The organism is Rhizobium sp. NZLR1 (assembly GCF_017357385.1).
GTDB lineage: Bacteria > Pseudomonadota > Alphaproteobacteria > Rhizobiales > Rhizobiaceae > Rhizobium.
In genome coordinates, this window is the sequence record NZ_CP071633.1 from 437,477 (window position 1) to 455,562 (window position 18,086).

The 18,086-nt window shown below is 60.4% G+C and carries 10 protein-coding genes; 8 read left to right on the forward strand and 2 right to left on the reverse strand.

Annotated elements, in window-relative coordinates:
* The first annotated feature begins 430 nt into the window (after window positions 1-430).
* From J3O30_RS24480 to J3O30_RS24505, 6 genes are read left to right on the forward strand one after another with little or no spacing between them, the layout of a single operon-like run.
* Window positions 431-937 (forward strand): acyltransferase, encoded by a 507-nt coding sequence (locus tag J3O30_RS24480; RefSeq protein ID WP_207585156.1) that lies wholly within the window; start codon window positions 431-433, stop codon window positions 935-937.
* A complete protein-coding gene (locus J3O30_RS24485) occupies window positions 934-1,971 on the forward strand; it encodes a Gfo/Idh/MocA family oxidoreductase (RefSeq protein ID WP_207585157.1) in 1,038 nt (345 codons plus the stop codon). The genes J3O30_RS24480 and J3O30_RS24485 overlap by 4 nt, the downstream gene beginning before the upstream one ends.
* The gene (locus J3O30_RS24490; RefSeq protein WP_207585158.1) at window positions 1,968-3,071 is read left to right on the forward strand and encodes a DegT/DnrJ/EryC1/StrS family aminotransferase; all 1,104 of its coding nucleotides are present in this window, start codon (window positions 1,968-1,970) and stop codon (window positions 3,069-3,071) included. Before J3O30_RS24485 ends, J3O30_RS24490 begins: the two co-directional genes overlap by 4 nt.
* Complete coding sequence (locus J3O30_RS24495) at window positions 3,061-3,780, forward strand: acyltransferase (protein ID WP_207585159.1); 720 nt, start codon at window positions 3,061-3,063, stop codon at window positions 3,778-3,780. The genes J3O30_RS24490 and J3O30_RS24495 overlap by 11 nt, the downstream gene beginning before the upstream one ends.
* Complete coding sequence (locus tag J3O30_RS24500) at window positions 3,777-4,748, forward strand: NAD-dependent epimerase/dehydratase family protein (RefSeq protein ID WP_207585160.1); 972 nt, start codon at window positions 3,777-3,779, stop codon at window positions 4,746-4,748. Before J3O30_RS24495 ends, J3O30_RS24500 begins: the two co-directional genes overlap by 4 nt.
* Entirely contained in the window at window positions 4,745-5,974 is a 1,230-nt protein-coding gene (locus J3O30_RS24505) for a DegT/DnrJ/EryC1/StrS family aminotransferase (RefSeq protein WP_207585161.1), read from the forward strand. Before J3O30_RS24500 ends, J3O30_RS24505 begins: the two co-directional genes overlap by 4 nt.
* Window positions 5,975-6,046: 72 nt before the next feature.
* Here J3O30_RS24505 and J3O30_RS24510 read toward each other — a convergent pair whose 3' ends face one another.
* Both J3O30_RS24510 and J3O30_RS24515 read right to left on the reverse strand, forming a co-directional pair.
* Window positions 6,047-7,555, reverse strand: a complete 1,509-nt coding sequence (locus J3O30_RS24510; protein WP_207585162.1) for an O-antigen translocase — start codon at window positions 7,553-7,555, stop codon at window positions 6,047-6,049.
* A 192-nt stretch (window positions 7,556-7,747) separates the two neighbouring features.
* A complete protein-coding gene (locus J3O30_RS24515) occupies window positions 7,748-9,058 on the reverse strand; it encodes a polysaccharide biosynthesis/export family protein (protein WP_207585163.1) in 1,311 nt (436 codons plus the stop codon).
* A gap of 578 nt (window positions 9,059-9,636) precedes the next feature.
* Here J3O30_RS24515 and J3O30_RS24520 point away from each other — a divergent pair.
* Complete coding sequence (locus J3O30_RS24520) at window positions 9,637-16,680, forward strand: DUF4082 domain-containing protein (RefSeq protein WP_207585164.1); 7,044 nt, start codon at window positions 9,637-9,639, stop codon at window positions 16,678-16,680.
* 212 nt (window positions 16,681-16,892) lie between these two features.
* Window positions 16,893-18,077 carry a GTP-binding protein gene (locus J3O30_RS24525; RefSeq protein ID WP_207585165.1) on the forward strand — a complete coding sequence of 395 codons (1,185 nt, stop codon included), beginning with the start codon at window positions 16,893-16,895 and terminating at the stop codon, window positions 18,075-18,077.
* Window positions 18,078-18,086 lie beyond the last annotated feature (9 nt).

Here is an 18,086-nt window from a genome sequence, read left to right on the forward strand (position 1 = left end):
GTGGTTACCTCAGCACATAGGTTCCATGGAAAGATACAAATGGTTGAATCTCTAAAACTGATCAATCTGAGTCTAGTTCATTTGTATGTCGATCCATGGGGTTGCTACACATATTCAATTTAACTCGCTAAACCCATGTAAACTATGCCCGTCTTCGACGTGGAGGATCAGGATCGATCGTTGCGTGACCTGTCGCTGCTGATGATCGATGGCCATAGACGTTCGCATGCGATCGTCATCAAATTTCGTAAGCAGATACGCCTTTAGGTGGATGAGCTTCCACGTTTTGTTTCTTTACTAAAAGGAAGAAAACAATTCTTTTTGAAGCGGAAGAAATATTTGCTCTGACGAAACGAAACCTTGGATGCATTCTTGCGATTGCCGGTTTCACCCAAGTCAGGGTTTGTTGAGGAGTAGGGGGCGAGTTGGGATGATTGCATCGAACGTCAACCTGGGTGACGGCTGCGTTATCCACCATCGGGATCTTGTCAATCTCTACGGCTGCACGATCGGCGCGGGAACGCGCATCGGCACCTTCGTTGAAATCCAGAAAAACGTCCTCGTCGGAAAAGACTGCAAGATCTCCAGCCATTCCTTCCTGTGTGAAGGCGTGACGCTGGAGGACGGCGTTTTTATCGGTCACGGGGTCATGTTCACCAATGATACTTACCCGCGCGCCGTCAATTCGGACGGCAGTCTGCAGACGGAGGCTGACTGGGTTGTCATCCCCACTCTGGTCAAGCGCCACGCGTCGATCGGCAGCAACGCCACCATTCTGCCTGGCGTGACCATCGGAGAGGCCGCACAAGTCGGCGCGGGCGCGGTTGTAACGAAGGATGTGCCTGACGGCACCATTGTTGCCGGCGTTCCGGCGAGGATCACCGGTCGCGTTCATGACCGGTCAGTCAACATGCAAGAGTTGGGAGGAATGCGATGATCGGCATTGCTGTTATTGGGTATGGGTATTGGGGTCCGAACCTGGTTCGTAACATCTCGGAAGCGGCCGGCGCGAACCTCCTTTCAGTTTGTGATCTGAACGTCGAACGGTTGGCGGCTGTTAAAAGCCGGTATCCCGCAGTAACGATCACTGACAATTTCGAGGAAGTTCTGCGCGATCCGAGGGTGGATGCAATCGCCATCGCAACGCCGGTCTCGACCCATTTCAAGCTCGCAATGCAGGCTATGATGGCCGGAAAACATGTCTTCGTCGAAAAGCCGATGGCATCGACGACGGAGGAAGCCGCGCGGATGGTCGAGGAAGCCGCGCGCAGACGCCTGGTGCTGGCCGTGGATCATACCTTCGTCCACACCGGCGCCGTCCGCAAGATGCGCGAACTCGTCGAAAGCGGCCTCGGCGACATGTATTATTATGACTCCGTCCGGGTCAATCTGGGGCTCTTCCAGCACGATGTCAGCGTCATCTGGGATCTCGCGGTGCACGACCTGTCCATCCTGGACCATGTCCTGCAGGAAAGGCCGGTGGCTGTTTCTGCGACGGGCATGAGCCATGTACTCGGCGAGCCGGAGAACATCGCCTATCTGACGCTCTTCTTCGAGAGCAAGCTCATCGCGCACATCCACGTCAATTGGCTAGCCCCTGTCAAGGTCCGCCGCACGCTGATCGGCGGCAGCAACAAGATGATCGTTTATGACGATCTGGAGCCCAGTGAAAAGATCAAGGTCTATGACAAGGGCATCACCATGTGCCCGAATTCCGACGCGTATGGCGAGAAGGTGCATCAGATGATGGTCGGTTACCGCAGCGGCGACATGTGGGCGCCCAAGCTCGATATGACCGAAGCGTTGAAACGCGAACTGGATCAGTTCGTCGATTGCATCGAGCACAATTCGCGGCCCATCACTGATGGCCAGGCCGGGCTGCGCGTCGTCCGCATCCTTGAAGCCGCAAGCCGGTCGCTTGCCCAGCGCGGTCGCATCATCGAGCTTGAAGAGGCGAGGCGCATCGCATGATCCCGTTCCTGGACCTCAAAGCACAATATCAATCGATCAAGAGCGAAATTGACGCCGCCGTGCTCGGCGTGCTTGCCTCGGGGCAATACATACTGGGCGAGGAGGTCGCCAGCCTCGAGCAGGAATTCGCGGACTATTGCGATGTCAAACATGCGATAGCCGTCAATACCGGGACGAGTGCCCTGCATCTGTCGCTTCTTGCGGCAGGCGTCGGCCCCGGCGATGAAGTCATCACCGTGCCATTTACCTTCGTCGCGACCGTATCGGCGATCTGCTACGCAGGTGCACGACCAGTATTCGTCGATGTCGAGCCCGTGACGCTCACGATGGATCCAGCTCAGCTCGAGGCAAAGATCACACCCAGAACCAAGGCCATTGTTCCCGTCCATCTCTATGGTCAGATGGCCGATATGGACGCGATCAGGGCGATTGCTGACCACTACCGGATACCGGTGATCGAGGATGCCTGCCAGGCGCACGGAGCGCAATACAAAGGCGCGCGTGCCGGCAGCATCGGCGCATCCGGCTGTTTCAGCTTCTATCCCGGCAAAAATCTCGGGGCCTGCGGCGAGGGGGGTATCGTCGTCACGAACAGCGACGATCAGGCCAAAACGATGCGCATGTTGCGCGACTGGGGTCAGGAACAGCGCTATCACCATCTGCTGAAGGGCTTCAACTACCGCATGGATGCCATTCAGGGTGCGATCCTGCGCATCAAGCTCCGGCATCTCGAAGCCTGGACCGAAGCGCGGCGCGCCCATGGACGCCGCTACTCGTTGCTGCTTGGCGGTTCGGCGAATTTGAGGACGCCTGTCGAAATCACCGACCGGCGCCACGTCTATCACGTCTATGCCATCAGAAGTCGCGATCGCGATGAGCTTCAGCGCGTATTGAGCGCGGAGGGCATTCAGTCCGGGTTGCACTATCCGATTCCCGTTCATCTGCAGAAGGCCCATGCCGACCTTGGTTACCGACCCGGCGATTTCCCAATCTCGGAAGTCGCCGCACGGGAGGTCCTGTCGCTGCCGATCTATCCCGAGATGCCGGCGCGGCACGTCGATCAGGTGGCCGCCGCGCTGGAGTACGCCTATGTCAGCTAGTCGTGCCGACGAGGCCCGGGTCGTGCAGGCGGTCCATGGCCGTCATGAAAGGCCGGCGGACCCTGCCTACCAAGCTGGGTTGGCCGAAGAACTCAGGCAATCTTATGGGCGCCCTGGCCTGATTGAGCTCTACGGTCGTTTCGCGGTCGGTGACGGTGTCATCGATACGCTGATGCGAAAAGCCATCTGGCAAGCCATTGCGCGGAGCTGCGGCACAGGATTGCAGGTTGCAGGCGGTGCCGGTTTCAAACATCCGGAAACTTTCGAAATCGGCGATGGCGTGTTCATTGGCGCCCAGGCCTATATCCAGGGACGCTTTGACGGTACTTGCGTGATCGGCGACAATGTCTGGATCGGGCCGATGGCTTATTTCGACGCTCGCGATCTGGTGATCGAGGATTCTGTCGGGTGGGGACCTGGCGCCAAGGTGCTTGGCTCGACCCACACGGCACTGCCGATGGATGTGCCGATCATTCGCACGGATCTTGAAATCAAGCCGGTACGCATCTGTGCAGAGGCCGATATCGGGACGAATGCGACCATTCTACCCGGTGTGACCATCGGGAAGGGAGCGATCGTTGGAGCGGGGGCAGTTGTCGTTTCAGACGTCGAGCCGTTCTCAGTTGTCGCAGGTGTACCTGCGAAATTCATACGTTGGCGTTCGGATAATGATCCGATGACGAACATGTCGCGTGAGGGAAGATCATGAGAAATCAACGGGTGCTCATTACCGGCGGAGCCGGCCTGATCGGGTCGCATATTGCCGATCTCGTCGCATTGGAAAAACCGCGTGAGATCATCATCCTCGACAACTTCGTGCGCGGACGCCGGGACAATCTCAGCACGGCAATAGCCAGCGGGTCCGTCAACATCATCGAGGGAGATATCCGCGACAGGGCGCTTCTGGCCAAAATCTTCGAAGGCGTCGACATCGTCTTTCATCAGGCCGCAATCCGCATCACGCAATGCGCGGAAGAGCCACGACTGGCTTTCGATGTCCTTGCAGAGGGCACGTTCAACGTTCTCGAATCTGCCGTCAAGGCAGGTGTCTCGAAGGTGGTTGCTGCTTCCTCGGCTTCCGTGCTGGGGCTGGCCGAGAGCTTTCCAACGACCGAAGAGCATCATCCCTACAATAACCGGACGATCTACGGCGCGGCGAAGACATTCAACGAGGGGCTGATGCGCAGCTTTGCGGAGATGTATGGCCTGCGCTATGTCGCGCTCCGCTATTTCAACGTCTACGGCCCGCGCATGGACGTCTACGGCGCCTATACGGAAGTTCTGATCCGTTGGATGGAACGTCTAGTGGCCGGAATGCCGCCCCTCATCTACGGGGACGGTAGCCAGACGATGGACTTCGTCGATGCCCGCGACATCGCCCGCGCAAACATTCTGGCCGCGAAAAGCGATGTCACGGACGAGGTGTTCAACGTCGCCAGCGGCAAGGAAATAAGCCTGCTGGAACTCGCGAAAATGCTAAGCGACATTATGGGTTCCTCACTCGAACCGCAGCACAAGGAAGCCCGCACGGTCAACGGCGTGACCCGTCGTCTCGCCGATATCAGCAAGGCCGAGCGGCTCCTCGGCTTCAAGGCGGAGATCTCTATGGAGCAAGGGCTTCGTGATCTTGTTGCCTGGTGGCAAAAGCAGACCGATGCAGGGGGGCAGGCAGCATGAGTTCATCTCAATCCACAATTCCGGCCACAATTCCGGTCGCCAAACCCGTCCTCGGCGAGGAAGAGGCTGAGGCTGCGCGCCGCGTTATTCTGTCGGGATGGGTGACGCAGGGGCCGGAAGTCGCGGCTTTCGAGCGTGAATTCGCTGCCTTTGTGGGCGCCGTGCATGCCTGCGCCATGTCCAATTGCACGACCGCGTTGCATCTGGCGCTGAAGGCGGTCGGCGTATCCGCCGGCGATGAAGTCGTCACGGTCAGCCATTCTTTCATCGCGACCGCAAACGCGGTTCGATACTGCGATGCAGTGCCTGTTTTCGTCGATATCGAAGAAGATGGTTACAACATCGAAGCCAGTCTGATCGAAAGAGCGATCACACCCCGCACCAAGGCAATTCTCTGCGTGCATCAACTCGGCATGCCTTGCGATCTCCGCGCCATCGTCGAGGTCGGCAAGCGCCATCAGATACCGGTCATCGAGGATGCCGCCTGTGCGACGGGAAGCGAAATCCTGTGGGATGGACGTTGGGAAAAGATCGGCAAAGCGCATGGCGACATTGCCTGCTTCTCGTTCCACCCCCGGAAGGTCGTCACGACGGGAGATGGCGGCATGTTGACCACGGCCAATCCCGAATATGACCGGAAGTTCCGGCTCTGGCGCCAGCATGGCATGAGCGTCACCGATGCCGTTCGTCACGGCTCGAAACAGGTCATCTTCGAAGACTATGACGAGTTGGGTTACAATTACCGGATGACCGATCTTCAGGCTGCCGTCGGACGCGAGCAGTTGCGGCGGCTGCCGGAGTTGGTTGCCCAGCGCAGGCTGCTTGCCGAGCAATATTGCGAACAGCTGTCGACGATTGCCGGGCTATCTTTGCCGGTCGAGCCGCGCTGGGCTCGCAGCAACTGGCAGAGCTTCTGTGTGAGATTGCCCGATACGGCCGACCAGCGGGCCGTCATGCAAACCCTGCTCGATCAGGGTATCTCGACCCGGCGTGGTGTGATGAACATTCATCTGGAGGGAGCCTATTCCGATGAGAGTTCCCACCGCGCTGCCACGAGCCTGACGCGGGGCGTATCTGCGCAGCAGCAAACGATCATCCTGCCGCTTTATGCCCAGATGACGGTGTCTGACGTGGACCGGGTTGTTGAGGCACTTCGCGCAGCCCTTGCGGAAGCGATCATCGGAGCCGCCAGCGTGCAACGTGCCATGGATGTCGCTGTCGCCTGAACCCGCAATTTGCCTGACGCAACAATCGGCATACCGAACAATGCGCGTGTCTCCGGATGCGCGCATTGTTCGTTATGCCGATTTCGTGAGCCATCCGCGGATGGTTGCTGGCACGGACTCCGGCGGAAGCAGGTCGATCAGCATGCGCAGCGAATAGAGCCCGCAGAGAACGACGGCGACGAAGCCAATCACCGTCGCCGGCCATAGCGGCATAATTGAGAACGTCAGGAAAACCACTGCCGATGCGGGCAAGAAAAGCAGCGCGTGTCTGCGATTGGCGGCGGACCAGCGAAAACCGGTCAGCTTCCGCACGATCCCATAGATCAGGATGCTGTGCCAGACATAGAGGCCAAAAAACGCCATGCCGGCTCCTTGCGTACCGAGCAGCGATACGAAGAGCCAGGCAAGCCCCACGTGCACGACTGCCGCCGCAACTTCCGTCCAGAAGAAAATCGCTTGGGTACGCTTCGCCACGACGATGAAACCCATCGGCCAGGAAATAATCCGCAGCATCATTCCAAGGCAGATCCAGCGCAGAAGCTCGACTGCCCCGTGAAATTCCGCCGAATAGAACAGGCTCATCATGAGCGGCGCGAGCGTCAGCGTGCCGAGCAGGCCGGGGCCAGCGAGCAGCATGCTGATTTCGGCCTGTTCATTGACCAGCCGATTGCATTCGGCATTGTTGTCGATCGTTGCGGTCAGGCGCGGATAGAAATCCGTTCCCATGGCCTGCAGGATGAAACCGGCGTAAAGACCGCCGAGGCCCCAAGCTGCTTGATACAATCCCGCCGCCATGACGCCGCCCTCCTTCAGCACGATGATGCGGATGGCATAGGCCGCACCAAAGGTCAGAAGTCCGCTTGCCATGAAGACGAAACCGAGCCGGAGCAGCGCCGACACCTCCCCGCTGAACTGGCGCGTCGACATGGGCGAGGGATTCGGGAAGATCCGCCGGCTGTACCACCAGGTCGGAAGGATGGAGGCAGCTGCAATTACCACGAGCGACGGTGCGATCGCCTGGATCCCGAACAGGTAGATCAGCGGGATACTCACGGCTGTACCGAAGAGCCCGGCAAGCACGTTGATGCGAGCAAGATCCGCAATGCCGCGCATGCCTTGGATCAATGCACTCTGCCCCGCAGATACCAGCCGGAAGAAAACGGCGAGCGACAGCAGCACAATGCCGCCGACGTGCTGGTAATCACCAAAGGTGAAACCTGAGACAGGATATGCCAAAGCGGCCAGAAGAAGCGCGCCAAGCAGCGCCAGCACCACCGATATACGTCTCAGTACGGTCGCCGACTGGGCAATCCTCGCTGCGTCGCCGGTGCCGGCAGCCTCCGCGACCTGACGCACGCCACTGCCGCCAACGCCCAGACCCGCGATAGACTGCGCGATATCGACGATCGAGCTATAAAGGCCCATAAGCCCGATGCCTTCCGGCCCGAGCAGAACGGCCATCGCCTTGTTTCTGATAATGCTGAGTGCGACATTCACGAGCGAAGCGCCGCCCATCAGCATCGTCGACTTGAGGATCTGAGTGTAGGTCTGGCTGGTGGGTGGGGTGATGCGCAAAGTCATCGGAAGCCCCTAGAGCATGATGCCGAAAAGTGTGCTCGGTTTTCGGACGACATCATGCTCTAACCCTTAATTTGAAACAGGATTCAGACTTTAGGCCGATCAGGCCTAAAATCATCCTGTTCGAGCCGTTTATCCCGTGCTGGCGTTCAACGGCCCGCCGCAGGCTCGATTGCAGCACATGCTTTTCGCGTATCACCGGCTTACCTGACTGACATGCGCCTCGGTCTGAACAGGCGGGGCAGCGGCGTCTTCGGACGGCGCATCGGCGATGCGGCCTCGGGTTACCCTGATCACGTCGCCCGGCGCTAGCTCGGTCGTTTCGGAGGCCTGGAATTGATTGACTTGTCCCTTGTCCCGCCGGTTCACGACGAACGTCAGAGGGAGTTCTTCACGGCGGTCATTCACGTTGGCGCCGTTCGAAAATTCTTCGAGAAGCAGTTGTTGCGTGGTGTCGCGCTTCAATTTGAGCTGATCGAGATTGGCTTTTTCCGCCTGCACCTCGGAAGCGACCTCGCTGCGGCGAGTGTCGGAAAGTCCCTCGAGATTGCGCGTCGTCTCGTTGATCGCCTGGCGGCCCCGCATGATGGCAGTCACGAGGTCGAGCCGGTCGGAGCGATAGGTGGTGAGCAATCGTTCCAGATCCATCTGGCGTGAGGTGATCGTAAGCCCCTTCTGGACCAGCGTCTTCACGCTCGTCAGTTGCTCTTCGACCGACTGGATATTGTCATCCGAACCTTTCAGCTTTTCTTCCAGTGTATCGATTTCCGCCGTCAAGAGATTGCGCAATTCGACGAGCGCCACCGACTGCTTGTCCAGCGCGTTTGCACGGGCCTGAAAAATGACCCGCTCCTCCTGGTCGATACTCTCGGCATATTGCCGATCGGCAGCGGGCGGCGGATCGAAGGCGATCTCCTTCGCGTCGGCCATCTCCGCTTGCAGCCGCGCGAGCTTTGCCGAACCGCGCAGCAGCGAATGGTCGATTTCCTGCAAATCGCCGGCAAGCCTGATCGTCTGCGATTGCTGCTGTGCCGCAGCCCGCAACGGGCCGCCGCTCATGGCCAGGGATTGCAGGACGCTGAGGCCGGAGCGAAACTTGTATTCTCCCGGCGCCACCACGTCTCCGACGACGTAAATGGACGGATAGTCGAGGATATCGATGGTCACTGCAGGTGCCTGGGCCAGACCCATCTTCGCCTGAAGGCGCTTGGCAATCTCGTTGGTGAGGCTCGCATTGTCCAGATTTCCAACCGACAGCGCCCCCAGAAAGGGTAGGGAGACCGTACCTGCATCCGAAACCGTATAGTCGCCTCCAATCCCATCCCATCGCTCAAACTGGCCTTTGGACTGGATCCATTGGACGATCGTCAGGCGGATTCTCGTTTGTGGAGCCAAGGGGGCGCTGTCGGCAACAGCGGGCGACACAGCCCCGGCGAGAAAGACGAGTGCGCTGACGACAAACGTCGCGCGAAAGAACACGCTAGGGGCGCGGTGCGATAGATTCATGTATATGTCTCGCCTGCAAAACATTCTTACACGGACGCTGATACGATAACTTGAACTCTGCTCGAACGCCGGAAGCCAATTCCGAAGCTGCTTCGCCAGTGTGCAGTCTGGCGAAGCCTTGAGGAAGGTGGAGGTCGCCTGCTTTGCCACATCAATATTGATGAGGTGGGGAGGGTGCGGAGACTAAATTGGGTAGAAACATATATCGTCGGTGCGCCACACAGACGTCGTCACAGAAAATCAATAGGTTCTGCACGCAGAAATAGGCGCGCTCGCTTCGGTAAAGCGCAACCCCTCCGGCAGCGTCTTTATGCTCCGGATCGCCGATTTTACCGCACGATGCCCCGCCGCTTCGCCACCTCTGCGGCTTCGAGCCTTGCCCAGGAAACGGCGAATCTCTGTCCTCAGGCATCTGATACGTAGCGTGGGCGACGCAACACGGCCGCTTGCCCAAAGGATGCCGCCGGTAGAGCGAAAGGCGTAGGATATACTCTGCTAATTTCGACTATACTTCAGAGCTTCGCCTTTAAGCGATCCTCATAGATTCGACCCTGACAATCTCGCGAGAGGTACCTGCCATGTATCGCAACGCTCGCCGGTGGACTTCGCGCTCACTCCTGCTGGATTCGTTGGTTCCCCGATGGTTGACTGTCGGCGGAAAGGAAAGGCCGCGCAAGCCTGCCGGAAAGCACGGGGACGATGCTCAACTCGCGGCAGAGGTGCAAACGGCGGATGGAAACAAGCAGGCCCCCCTCGTCGGCGATCCCCATAAGGACGCGGCGCTCAACGAGCATGAGGTTGGGCAGAGCGCGGGCGTGAACGGCGACGCTGACGGTCGGGCCGACGACAGCCTCGTAGCGCCGCCCTTGCCTGACGCTTTCGCAATCAATCGCGAAATCGGAGAGCGAAGCGGTGATAGAGCCGCGTCCGTATTGTCAGTTCATATGCCGGATTTTGCCCATTTCGAGGGGAACGCGAACGGAGTTGCATTCGGGGCGGCATCACCCCTTTTACGCACCTACGCTGGGATGAACCTCATAGGCGACGATCCTTTGGCGCCGTATCTGCCGCAAAGCCCTTCACCGACAGCGTCGAGCCACGGTTCTGCCACCGTCGCTAGCGAGCGTGCACACTCGGGCAAAGTCGTCATTCTGGAATCGACGCCAACGGCGCAGACGACCGGGCAGCATGCTGGAGCAAATGCGCTGGCGTTTGGCATGCCCTTTGGTGTGTGCGGGTGCGGCTACTATACGTCCCCCACACGGATTCTCGATTGGGCCCATGGCGGCGCCTTGCTTCAGCAAGATGGTCAGTTGCCGGGAACAAGGCTGACCGAAGGACCGGACTATGTGGAGTCGATCAAGAAGGCCATCGGAGCCTCGGTCAGCGACCCGCTTCTCGATCGTAGCCTGTCTCCTCTCTCGGGCTGGCGCGGAACCGCAAATTGGACAGAATCAACGGCCCTGAACGGATCATTGCCAGGCGGCGGAGAGACCGGAAAGGGCACCACCACGAAAGGTGTCGGCATCCTTTCCGGCTCGGTGACGACGCCGCCTCAACCTTCTGCGCAGCGCTCGTTGACGACGCAAAATCTGGCGGCCGCTGCGGCGACGGCCAGCAACGCGATCGTGCTGGAAAACCAGAAGCAGGGTAATCCGGAAAGCGAGTGGGGCATCGACGGTGCCGGCAGCACCAACATCGAGGGGTTTGCGACTGACATCAGCGTCGACAACGGCAAGACCGTCAGCTTCAAGATCAACACCAATTCCACCAACTACCGGATCGATATATACCGGCTCGGCTATTATGGCGGCATGGGCGCGCGCAAGGTTGCGACCATGCAGCACACCGGATTGCAGACCCAGCCCAATCCGTTGCGCAATGCTACGACCGGCACGGTCGATGCCGGCAACTGGGCAGTCTCCGCCTCGTGGGCGGTACCTGATGATGCCGTCTCGGGCGTCTATATCGCCAAGCTCGTGCGCCAGGATGGCACCTCCGGCGAAAATCAGATCCCGTTCATCGTGCGCGACGATGCCAGCCACAGCGACATCGTTTTCCAGACCGCCGACGAGACCTGGCAGGCATACAACGGCTGGGGTGGTGCAAACTTCTACGGCGGCAACGGTCCGGCGACGGGGCAGGGGGCGGGTCGTGCCTATGCGGTCAGCTACAACAGGCCGATTGCGACCCGCGGCGGCGTCGGCACCTATGCCGGTCCGCAGGATTACCTGTTCGGCGCCGAATATGCGGGCATCTCCTGGCTGGAGCAGAACGGCTACGATGTTTCGTACATGTCGGGTGTCGACGCCGACCGTTATGGCAGCCTGTTGCTCAATCACAAGACTTATATCGATGCCGGGCACGACGAATACTGGTCGGGACAGCAGAGGACCAATGTCGAAGCCGCACGCGATGCGGGCGTCAATCTGATGTTCTGGAGCGGTAACGAGGTCTACTGGCGCACGCGTTGGGGCAATGCCTACAGCGCCGACGGAACGCCTTATCGCACCCTGATCTCCTACAAGGAGACATGGGGACCGCCCGGTACCAGCCTCGACCCTTCCGACCAATGGACCGGCACCTTCCGCGACCCACGCCTCAGCCCACCTGCTATCGGCGGCGGCAATCCTGAGAACTCGCTAACGGGTCAATTATTCAAGGTCGACGATGTCGGTAGCAATCTCGGCGCGATCACGGTCGGATATGACGACGCCAATCTGCGCTTCTGGCGCAATACGAGCGTCGCCAATCTCCAGCCTGGCCAGACGGCAACGCTCACCAAAAACTATCTTGGTTACGAATGGGACGAAGCGCCTGATAACGGCTTCGATCCGGCCGGCCTCGTCAAGCTGTCGTCGACGACGCTTCCGGTCAGCTCTTACTTGCTCGACTACGGAAACACGACCGGCAATGCGACCGCGACCCACAATCTGACGCTCTATCGTGCGCCGAGCGGTGCACTGGTGTTCGGGGCCGGCACAGTCTACTGGACATGGGGCCTGAGCGACAATCACGATAACGAGGCGACCGCAACCGATCCCCGCGTGCAGCAGGCAATGGTGAATTTGCTGGCCGACATGGGTATTCAGCCTGGGACGCTGCAATCCGGGCTCGCCGCCGCAACCGGTTCTACGGACCATGTTGCACCGACTTCCGTTATCACGGGGCCGTCAGCGGCGACGGTTGGCTCCACAGTCACGATTACAGGTACCGCCACCGATACGGGCGGCGGTGTCATCGCCAGTGTCGAGGTTTCGACCGACAATGGCGCGAGCTGGCATCCGGCGACAGGCGATGAGAACTGGACTTATACTTGGTCGCCGCAGGTCGCGGGCAGCTACACGATTCGGTCGCGGGCCGTCGACGATAACATCAACCTTGAAACACCCTCGACAGGACGCACGGTCACCGTGACCGGGGCAAGTTTTACCTCTCTCTTTGGCGCGGCGACGCCGGCGGTCGTCAATACCGACGATACGTCAGCCGTCGAGCTCGGTGTCAAATTCCAGACCTCCGTGGCAGGCACCGTCACCGGTATTCGTTTCTACAAGGGCAGCCTGGACACCGGTACGCATACAGGCTCACTGTGGTCGAGCACGGGTACGCGGGTTGCGACCCTCACCTTCACAAACGAGACCGCCAGCGGCTGGCAGACTGCCTATTTTACCAGCCCAGTGAGCCTGACGCCCGGGCAGACCTACACGGCATCCTATCACACCAATACCGGCAATTACTCGACAACCACCGACTACTTCATCGCCAATGTGACGAGCGGACCGCTGACGGCGCCAGCCAGCGGCAACGGCGTATACACCTATGGCAGCGCCAGCCTGTATCCGACGAGCACCTTCCAGTCGACGAACTATTGGGTCGATGTGATGTTCACGACGCCGAGCTCGAACACGACACCGACGGCAGTTGCCGATGTGGGTAATGCGACCGAGAAGGGCGGGGTGGCCAACGGTTCGGGCGGCGTGGTTGCTAGCGGCAACGTGCTGACCAACGACACCGATCCGGATGCCGGTGACACCAAGACCGTCACGGCAGTGATCTTTGGTGCGACATCAGGCACGCTCGGCACGGCACTGAGCGGCACCTATGGCAGTCTCGTGCTCAGTGCATCGGGCGCCTATAGTTATGCCGTCAACGAGAGCAATACCGCCGTCCAGGGGCTGCGCCAGTCGACCAACACGCTGAGCGATGTCTTCAGCTATACGATGCGCGATACCGCCGGCGCGACGGCCACGGCAAGTCTTACCGTCACCATCCATGGCGCCAACGATGCGCCGGTGCTGGCCGTCCAGACCGTCGCCCAGAATGCGACCGTGGGCTCGGCCTTCTCCTTCGTGCTGCCGACGACGACCTTCACCGATGTCGACAGCGGCGAGACGCTGACCTACTCAGCAACGGCTGCCGATGGCACGGCGCTGCCCGCCTGGCTGAGCTTCAATGCCACGACGCGGACTTTTTCCGGCACACCGACGGCATCGGGCACCTATGGCGTCAAGGTGACGGCGACAGATCTTGGCGGCCTTGCCGCCAACGAGAGCTTCAATGTCGCCGTGTCGACGCCTGGCAATACGCCGCCGACGGCAGTTGCCGATGTGGGTAATGCGACCGAGAAGGGCGGGGTGGCCAACGGTTCGGGCGGCGTGGTTGCTAGCGGCAACGTGCTGACCAACGACACCGATCCGGATGCCGGTGACACCAAGACCGTCACGGCAGTGATCTTTGGTGCGACATCAGGCACGCTCGGCACGGCACTGAGCGGCACCTATGGCAGTCTCGTGCTCAGTGCATCGGGCGCCTATAGTTATGCCGTCAACGAGAGCAATACCGCCGTCCAGGGGCTGCGCCAGTCGACCAACACGCTGAGCGATGTCTTCAGCTATACGATGCGCGATACCGCCGGCGCGACGGCCACGGCAAGTCTTACCGTCACCATCCATGGCGCCAACGATGCGCCGGTGCTGGCCGTCCAGACCGTCGCCCAGAATGCGACCGTGGGCTCGGCCTTCTCCTTCGTGCTGCCGACGACGACCTTCACCGATGTCGACAGCGGCGAGACGCTGACCTACTCAGCAACGGCTGCCGATGGCACGGCGCTGCCCGCCTGGCTGAGCTTCAATGCCACGACGCGGACTTTTTCCGGCACACCGACGGCATCGGGCACCTATGGCGTCAAGGTGACGGCGACAGATCTTGGCGGCCTTGCCGCCAACGAGAGCTTCAATGTCGCCGTGTCGACGACGGCAACGACCTACAGCCTGTTCTCCGCCTCCAGCACGCCGACCCAGACGAACCTCAACGATGGTCAGCAGCTCGAGCTTGGCGTCAAGTTCCAGTCGAATGTTGCCGGTGACGTTACCGGCATCAAGTTCTACCGCAGCGCCAACGACAACGGCCAGAACGTCGTCGACCTGTGGACCACGACGGGCACCAAGCTCGCCACCGCCACCTTCGCCAGCACCACAGGGAGCGGTTGGCAGACGGTGAACTTCACAACGCCCGTCACCATCGCCGCCAATACCAACTATGTCGCGTCCTACCACACCACCGGAGGCTACGTGGCAACGGATGCCTTCTTCGCCACTGCCGTCACCAACGGTCCGTTGACGGCCCAAACAAGCGCGGTCGCCGGTGGCAACGGCGTATACACCTATGGCGGCTCCGCTACCGCAGGCATTTTCCCGAATGCCACCTTCAACGCCGCCAACTACTATGCCGATGTGGTCTTCCGCCCGGCATCGACAACGCCGAACACGACACCGACGGCAGTTGCCGATGCGGGTGATGCGACCGAGAAGGGCGGGGTGGCCAACGGTTCGGGCGGCGTGGTTGCTAGCGGCAACGTGCTGACCAACGACACCGATCCGGATGCCGGTGACACCAAGACCGTCACGGCAGTGATCTTTGGTGCGACATCAGGCACGCTCGGCACGGCACTGAGCGGCACCTATGGCAGTCTCGTGCTCAGTGCATCGGGCGCCTATAGTTATGCCGTCAACGAGAGCAATACCGCCGTCCAGGGGCTGCGCCAGTCGACCAACACGCTGAGCGATGTCTTCAGCTATACGATGCGCGATACCGCCGGCGCGACGGCCACGGCAAGTCTTACCGTCACCATCCATGGCGCCAACGATGCGCCGGTGCTGGCCGTCCAGACCGTCGCCCAGAATGCGACCGTGGGCTCGGCCTTCTCCTTCGTGCTGCCGACGACGACCTTCACCGATGTCGACAGCGGCGAGACGCTGACCTACTCAGCAACGGCTGCCGATGGCACGGCGCTGCCCGCCTGGCTGAGCTTCAATGCCACGACGCGGACTTTTTCCGGCACACCGACGGCATCGGGCACCTATGGCGTCAAGGTGACGGCGACAGATCTTGGCGGCCTTGCCGCCAACGAGAGCTTCAATGTCGCCGTGTCGACGCCTGGCAATACGCCGCCGACGGCAGTTGCCGATGTGGGTAATGCGACCGAGAAGGGCGGGGTGGCCAACGGTTCGGGCGGCGTGGTTGCTAGCGGCAACGTGCTGACCAACGACACCGATCCGGATGCCGGTGACACCAAGACCGTCACGGCAGTGATCTTTGGTGCGACATCAGGCACGCTCGGCACGGCACTGAGCGGCACCTATGGCAGTCTCGTGCTCAGTGCATCGGGCGCCTATAGTTATGCCGTCAACGAGAGCAATACCGCCGTCCAGGGGCTGCGCCAGTCGACCAACACGCTGAGCGATGTCTTCAGCTATACGATGCGCGATACCGCCGGCGCGACGGCCACGGCAAGTCTTACCGTCACCATCCATGGCGCCAACGATGCGCCGGTGCTGGCCGTCCAGACCGTCGCCCAGAATGCGACCGTGGGCTCGGCCTTCTCCTTCGTGCTGCCGACGACGACCTTCACCGATGTCGACAGCGGCGAGACGCTGACCTACTCAGCAACGGCTGCCGATGGCACGGCGCTGCCCGCCTGGCTGAGCTTCAATGCCACGACGCGGACTTTTTCCGGCACACCGACGGCATCGGGCACCTATGGCGTCAAGGTGACGGCGACAGATCTTGGCGGCCTTGCCGCCAACGAGAGCTTCAATGTCGCCGTGTCGACGACGGCAACGACCTACAGCCTGTTCTCCGCCTCCAGCACGCCGACCCAGACGAACCTCAACGATGGTCAGCAGCTCGAGCTTGGCGTCAAGTTCCAGTCGAATGTTGCCGGTGACGTTACCGGCATCAAGTTCTACCGCAGCGCCAACGACAACGGCCAGAACGTCGTCGACCTGTGGACCACGACGGGCACCAAGCTCGCCACCGCCACCTTCGCCAGCACCACAGGGAGCGGTTGGCAGACGGTGAACTTCACAACGCCCGTCACCATCGCCGCCAATACCAACTATGTCGCGTCCTACCACACCACCGGAGGCTACGTGGCAACGGATGCCTTCTTCGCCACTGCCGTCACCAACGGTCCGTTGACGGCCCAAACAAGCGCGGTCGCCGGTGGCAACGGTGTCTATGCGTATGGCGGCTCCGCCACCACAGGTCTCTTCCCGACCAACTCATACAATTCGGCGAATTACTATGCCGACGTTGTCTTCCGGCCGCAGCTCGTCGGGTAAAGCAAAGGACAAGTTTACGAACCGGTTTCGAATGAGGGTAGAACAGGATGGTTTAGGCTCGGTTGGCCCAAAATCTGAATCCTGTTCTAATTTAAAGAGTTAGAGCATGATGTCATAAGAAGATCGCTCACACTTTTCGGCATCATGCTCTGATACGACGCAAATGCTGGTCGCGGCGAGAGGCGCTCCGACCCCACATTCGAGGAATGCCGATGAACAGGATCGAGCGGCTCCCGGTAACCGTGCTGGCCGGCTTCCTCGGCGCTGGTAAGACGACGCTCCTCAGCCACGTCCTCAATAACCGTCAGGGCCTGAGGGTCGCCGTCATCGTCAACGATATGAGCGAAGTGAACATAGACGCCAGTCTCATTCGAGACGGCGGCTGCAACCTGTCGCATACGACGGAGACATTGATCGAGCTCAGCAATGGCTGCATATGCTGCACCCTGCGCAACGACCTGCTGACGGAAGTACGACGGCTGGCCGAAGACCGGCGATACGACTATCTGTTGATAGAAGGTACCGGCATTGCCGAGCCGCTCCCGATTGCGGCAACCTTTTCCTTCCGCGACGAGAACGGCGTCTCGCTCGCCGATTTTGCCAGGCTCGACACAATGGTCACCGTGGTCGACGCTGCAAACCTGTTAGCCGACTACAGCAGTGCCGATTTGCTTGCCGACCGCGGCCTGCAGCGCGACGGTGAGGACCGGCGCACACTCATCGATCTGCTGGTGGATCAGATCGAGTTTGCCGATGTCGTCGTGATCAACAAGATCTCGGAGGCGACCGAAGGGATCCGCGCGGAAGTTCGCAAGATCATTTCTGCACTCAACCCCGACGCACGCCAGGTGGAGACGGATTTCGGTGAGGTTTCGCTCGCAACCCTCCTCAATACGGGCCTCTTTGATGAAGCAAAGGCGGCAGCGCACCCGTTGTGGCACAAGGAACTGTACAGCCATGATAAGCATGTTCCGGAGACGGAGGAATACGGGGTCTCGAGCTTTGTCTATCGCACGAGGCGCCCCTTCGACCCCAAGCGGTTTCGAGCATTCCTGGACGAGCCGTGGCCGGGGGTGATCCGCGCCAAAGGCCATTTCTGGCTTGCCACGCGCCCGCGTCACGTTGGCCTAATGTCGGCCGCTGGCGTGCAACGGCGCTGCGAGCCCATGGGGCTTTGGTGGGCAGCCGTGCCCCGGCAGGACTGGCCGGGCCATCAGCAGTTTCGTCAGCATCTTGAGAGCCGGTGGGACAGCGCTTGGGGCGACCGCCGGCAGGAATTGGTTTTTATCGGCGTTGATATGGACGAGATAGGTGTACGGACCGCGCTGGACGGATGCCTCGCCAGCGCCGATCCGCGCGACTGGGCCACCCTCGAGGATCCGTTTCCGGCCTGGTAGCACGGGGCG